The following is a 5,384-nucleotide window of genomic DNA, read 5'->3' on the forward strand; positions in this document are numbered from 1 at the left end:
GTGAACGGCGCATCTGATTTCAGGGTTGACTCGATGAGTTTTCCAAGTGATTGGGAATAACTGAATTGATCCTTGAAAATAAGAACTACAAAAAGAAGCAATACTTTAATCACTTGCTTTTCAGGTAAGTATTTCAGAATGGTTCCCATGTTGCTAAGGTAATACTCCTGAGTTAATTTTCACGAAATCTATAGTTCGATCATTCGTTAGAACTGTTGATTAGAACTGTTGAAAAGTAGACTCCATTAAATTTTTGGCGACGGTTGAGGCGTGGATACTTTTATACTTTTTAGCTTTTCCGAATAAAAGCGGGTTGATCAGAACGCTTAAAAAGGTCAGTATTTTCTCACTCAGCCGGAATTCCTTTCTGGGACCGACTAAAAATGAAGGACGGGTAAAAACAGTATGGAGAATTCCCAGAGCCATAACACCCTGTTCCATTTCACCTTTCGTACGTAAATAGAAATTGGAGGATTGTGCATTTGCCCCGATGGATGAAACGATTCCAATTCTTTCAGCTCCGGATCTTTTACAAAAATCAGCAAAGGCGATTACATAATTACGGTCGATTTCCTGCTGCCTGGCTTTACTTCCTGCTTTGCGAAGAGTCGTTCCGAGTGCGCAAAACCCGACATCAATTTTTTCAGCTACTTCAATTTGAGCTAATTGGTCGAAGGAAATAAGAACAACCTGCATTTTAGGATGTCCGAAACCAAGCGGATTACGGCTTAAAACCAAGACCTTTTCAACTTCAGTTTTGTTTAGGAGTTGAATTAAAAGTTCATTTCCTACCAAACCGCTCGCTCCTGAAATACAAACCGTCATAAAGCGAGATTAGTTTGTTGCAATGAAAATGGAAACTTCTGATTCATCTCCTCTTCGGGAACGATGATCGTAGATTTCATAGTCGTAAGTATAACTTCGGTTAAGCGTTTCATCTTGTTGCCAAATGTTCTGCCAGGTGTCAATAATGGCTTGAGGTAAATCTCCTTTAGCAAGAAAAGTCTGATAATTTCCTCCTTCAAATTCTCTTCCAATGAGTCCTTCCGGAACCTTTTCCAATGAATTCACTTTTAAACCGAGTAAGCAAGTGTATCTTCCGGTGTAATCACTTTCATAATCGGTATAAATGCAAACAATATTCGGATCGAGTTGATTCGGAATTTTGGAAAGCAGGTCTTCAGAAATGAATTGTCCCCAAAGTGCCCCGATTGCAGAAGAAGCTTCTTCGTTTTGATTAGAGGTTTCGGTAGAAATACCGATGAATTTGAATCCTTTTTGCTGAATCATGAAACTGTCGTTAATTGAGATTTTGAATATAATCATTTTGTAGAATGAATGGAGTAGGATTGATTCATCATTGTTAAATGATTGTTCCGGGATCAGAAGATAAGAGGTCTTCATTGTTTGTAAATGAGTCTTCTTTCTATTTGAAAGGTATTGTTTTTAATACAAAACGAATACTCAAAATGAGGATCAAGGTAAATTAATCCGATTTCAGGATGCAAAAATCAGATAAAACATTTTTATGTAAATTATTGATAATCAATTTAAAAAACGATTTTAATTGATTGTAAACGAAAAATAGTCGACAGTAATTAGATAATAACCGAAAATGAATTTTGACCTGTTTCAACTTTGTAACATCAAATCGGTTGAAAATCAATCGAATCAAAATTTTACAAACGTTTAAAACAGACAAAGATGAACACGCTAAAAAACAAAGTGAATTTAATTGGTCGCATCGGAGCCAAGCCTGTAGCCCAGGTTTTTGAATCGGGAGCAAAGAAAACCCGCTTATCAGTAGCTACCAATGAGCGATTCAAAGATAAGAAAGGTGATTGGGTAGACAATACTCAATGGCATACGGTTATTGCATGGGGAAAAATGTGTGACCGGGTGGAGAAAATATTAGACAAAGGTTCTGAAGTTGTTATCGAAGGAAGAATCGTTAACCGCACTTATGAAACAAAGGAAGGTGAGAAACGGTTTACAACAGAAATAGAGCTAAGTGAATTCGTTTTGTTGAGTTCAAGAAGACAAGAAACAGCTAATTCTTAAGGTTATGAATACTACTATTAAAGAAAATCAGATTCTGCATATGAATCACGTAAACATTATTGGTAAAATCAGTTCAGACCCGAAGGTGAGCCTTTTGCCCGGAGGACGAAAAGTGGTCAATTTTTCTCTTGCTACTAAAGAACATTATCTTGATAAGGAAGGAAATCTTCAGGTAAAACAAGATTGGCATCGAATGACGGCCTTCGGAAGATGGGTAAGTGTTTTGGAAGAGCTGTGCACAAAAGGAATCAATGTGGCGGTGGAAGGTAGGTTGGTGAGCCGTTTTTATAGAACGGAGTCCGGTGAGCGGAAGATGTTCTCGGAGATCGAGGTGAATGACTTGATAATTCTGTAGAACATGTTGAGAAACCAAGTTACCCTGGTGGGGCGTCTGGGATCAGACGCCACCATCACCACATTTGAAAACGGTTCTATGGTTGCCCGATTTCAGTTCGCAGTAGATAAGCAAGAAAAGAAAACCGAATCGGATACAGCTTTGTTTTACCGGATGTTTGCCTGGGGAAATACGGCAAGTTTTTTAACGAATTATTGCCGGAAAGGAAATCAGCTGGCTGTTTCGGGTAGATTAGTAAACCGGACATATGTAGATAGAGACGGAAGCACGAAACGTGTTACGGAAGTGGAAGTGAGGCAAGTCGTTAAGTTTTAAGTTCCATCATCAATCCTTATCTTAACGATATGCAGTGTGCGGGGACCGATTTGGTTCCCGCTTTTATTTCTTCCGCTGAACTATATTCTTAGCCATTCATCTCGTTTGTGTAACGTTTCGCATTTTTTTTGTTAAACCCAAAAATTTCCGTCTAATTTTGTATCATCTAAACACTTTGGAAATTGAAAAAAATTGTACTTCTGTTTTTCTTCCTGGTTTCTTATTTGGGGTATTCTCAAAATATGCAAATCAAGGCAAATATAATAGACACGAATTCACAAACTGTTGTAAGGAATGCGGTGGGGATTGTGAAACGGGTTCGTGATTCTGTTTTATTGGATTTTAAACGATCGGATAAATACGGTCATATGGAATTCAATCTTCCGCTCGACACGATTGAATTTACTGTAATCCATCCTGATTATGGCGTTTTCAGATCTTTCTTCTTCGGGTCGAAGGAAAATAACGCATTTATCCTGGATACTCTGGCAATGCCAGATAAAAGTACTGCTCTGGATGAAGTACTTATTTACGCCAATCGAAATCCGATTTATTATCGGGGAGATACCTTAGTATATGTAGCCGATTCTTTCAAAGTGAAAGAAAATGCAGTTGTGGAAGATTTGATCCGGAAACTTCCCGGAATGACCATTGATGAAAAAGGGAAAATTAAAAATCAAGGAAAAGAAATTGGGCAAGTGCTTGTAGACGGAGACGAATTCTTTGGGAATGATCCTACGATTGCCACGAAAAACCTTGCAGCAAAAGGGGTTCAGACTGTTGAAGTTTATGAAAAAGATGCGGAAGACGGGAGCGATGAGAAAGTTCAGGTTCTCGATCTAAAACTGAAAGAAGAGGCCAAGAAAGGTTATTTTGGAAAGGTCGATCTCGCCGGTGGACTCAATCAGTTTACAACTCCCAATAGGGGATTCTATGAGGGAGAGATGTTGATAAATTCCTATAATAAAAACCAGAAACTGGCAGTTTATGCATTAGGATCCAATACGCCGAAGACAAATATCAACGGTAGCGATTTGTTTAAATTCGGGTTGTCTGAAGGAAGAGATTGGATGGCTGAAAATGACGATATACAATCGTATAGTGGGAGCGGTATGAATGAGAATGAAGGTATTCCAAGTACATTTAAAGCCGGTTTTTACTTGGATCAGAAGTTTAAAAAAGGAGCCAAAGTTCGTTTGAATTACGCTTTTAATCAATACGAAGTAAAGTCACAAACAAATAGCAGATCTCAGTATTTATTGACAGATACGACTTATACAACGGATTTGAACAGTTATACGAAAGAATCGTATATGCAGCATCAAATAGGTGTTAAGTATTCGCAGCAAATCGATTCATTGACACGTTTTGAATTGGAGCCAAAGTTCCAGTATAATCTTACGGACCAAAATACCTTATCCAGAACGGATTTCTTGTCAGAAGATACCGTGTTGACACGATTTACAACTATTAAGAATGGCAGTAAAGCAACAGGGTCTAATCTGAACACAACTTTCAGGTTGTTTAAGGATTTTAAGAAGAAGAACAGAAAATTGATTGCCCGATACAATTTTGTGGGAACGGATAATCAATCGAATGGTGATTTACTTTCTTCTGATACGAATGCGATTACGAATACATCGAATGGGGGGCTTAGATTTGATCAGAAAAAAGAAATCAGAAGTAATTCGATGGCTCATACAGCTTATGTAGATTACTTTGAGCCATTGGGAAAACGATTTAAACTGGAATTCGATTACGAATTTTATCAAAATAATAATGGTCAGCGTAAAACAACATTGAATCCTGTTAGTGGTGAATATGTTGATGTAGACACGTTGTTTTCCAATAGATTCAAAACAGACAGACAACAAAACCGTTTAGGAGCGTTCTTAATCTACGAAAATCCGAAGTTGAGAATTTCGGTTGGTTCAAGAGTTCGAAACATCTCAATTGACAATAGAAATATGTACACGGATTCATTGATCAAGCAGGATTTGAATAATGTTTTGCCACGTATCGTATTCATATACAAGTTCAGTCAAACGACTCGTTTAATGATTCAGTATAACACCAATTCAAGTTTACCTTCCATTGATCAGTTACAACCTGTTTTGAACAATACGAACCCGAACTTTATTCAAATCGGTAATTCCGGGTTGAGACCGAATTACACCCACAGTATCAATGGAAATTTCAATACTTGGAAGGGATTAAGCGGTTTCTATATGTATTCCGGTTTCAGTTATTCCCATATCAAAGATAACTTCAGTTCGAATACAACATTCGGACCTAACGGAGGATCCATTTCACAGGCAATTAACGTAAAAAGTTCAGATTTCCTTTATTACTGGGCGGGTGCCGGAATTCCAATGAAAGGAGTGAAGGATTTAAATCTGCAAGTGAATGCGAACGGAAATTTCACCTCTTCCATGAATCAAATTAATTCAGTTAATAACGATACGAGAAATACGGGGATCGGATCGGATATTTCATTGAATTATAACGGTGACTCGTTGAGAACAGAAATTGGTGGTGGATTTAATTACAATGTTCCTTTTAATTCATTGTCTACACAATCCAATCAACCGTATACAACTTATAATTTCAAAGCGGTAGTTGATTGGAGCCTTCCTTATCGCTGGTTCTTTAA

At 37.7% G+C, this 5,384-nt stretch carries 6 protein-coding genes; 4 read left to right on the top strand and 2 right to left on the bottom strand.

Annotation, left to right across the window (positions count from 1 at the left end; translation table 11 throughout):
- Positions 1-219: 219 nt before the first annotated feature.
- Both Q1V93_RS12070 and Q1V93_RS12075 read right to left on the bottom strand, forming a co-directional pair.
- Entirely contained in the window at positions 220-825 is a 606-nt protein-coding gene (locus Q1V93_RS12070; protein WP_300665017.1) for an NAD(P)H-binding protein, read from the bottom strand.
- 9 nt (positions 826-834) lie between these two features.
- Complete coding sequence (locus tag Q1V93_RS12075; RefSeq protein ID WP_300665019.1) at positions 835-1,326, bottom strand: GyrI-like domain-containing protein; 492 nt, start codon at positions 1,324-1,326, stop codon at positions 835-837.
- Between the two features lie 378 nt (positions 1,327-1,704).
- On the opposite strand from Q1V93_RS12075, the gene Q1V93_RS12080 reads away from it, so the two are divergent.
- The 4 genes from Q1V93_RS12080 to Q1V93_RS12095 form a co-directional block, all read left to right on the top strand.
- Positions 1,705-2,061, top strand: coding sequence for a single-stranded DNA-binding protein (locus Q1V93_RS12080; RefSeq protein WP_300665021.1), 357 nt, complete (start codon positions 1,705-1,707; stop codon positions 2,059-2,061).
- Positions 2,062-2,065: 4 nt separating this feature from the next.
- Entirely contained in the window at positions 2,066-2,416 is a 351-nt protein-coding gene (locus Q1V93_RS12085; RefSeq protein ID WP_300665023.1) for a single-stranded DNA-binding protein, read from the top strand.
- Between the two features lie 3 nt (positions 2,417-2,419).
- On the top strand, positions 2,420-2,731 hold the full coding sequence (locus Q1V93_RS12090) for a single-stranded DNA-binding protein (RefSeq protein ID WP_300665025.1): 312 nt from the start codon (positions 2,420-2,422) through the stop codon (positions 2,729-2,731).
- A gap of 182 nt (positions 2,732-2,913) precedes the next feature.
- Positions 2,914-5,384: outer membrane beta-barrel protein (locus Q1V93_RS12095; RefSeq protein WP_300665027.1), on the top strand; the 2,471-nt coding region annotated here is incomplete at its 3' end.

The sequence above is a fragment of the Fluviicola sp. genome, from assembly GCF_030151805.1.
Taxonomy (GTDB): Bacteria; Bacteroidota; Bacteroidia; order Flavobacteriales_D; family Crocinitomicaceae; genus Fluviicola.

Excerpts from the sequence above, each read along its gene's own strand:
- Q1V93_RS12070 (WP_300665017.1), bottom strand. The coding sequence starts at position 825 with ATGACGGTTTGTATTTCAGGAGCGAGCGGTTTGGTAGGAAATGAACTT.
- Q1V93_RS12090 (WP_300665025.1), top strand. The coding sequence starts at position 2,420 with ATGTTGAGAAACCAAGTTACCCTGGTGGGGCGTCTGGGATCAGACGCC.
- Q1V93_RS12075 (WP_300665019.1), bottom strand. The coding sequence starts at position 1,326 with ATGATTATATTCAAAATCTCAATTAACGACAGTTTCATGATTCAGCAA.
- Q1V93_RS12085 (WP_300665023.1), top strand. The coding sequence starts at position 2,066 with ATGAATACTACTATTAAAGAAAATCAGATTCTGCATATGAATCACGTA.
- Q1V93_RS12080 (WP_300665021.1), top strand. The coding sequence starts at position 1,705 with ATGAACACGCTAAAAAACAAAGTGAATTTAATTGGTCGCATCGGAGCC.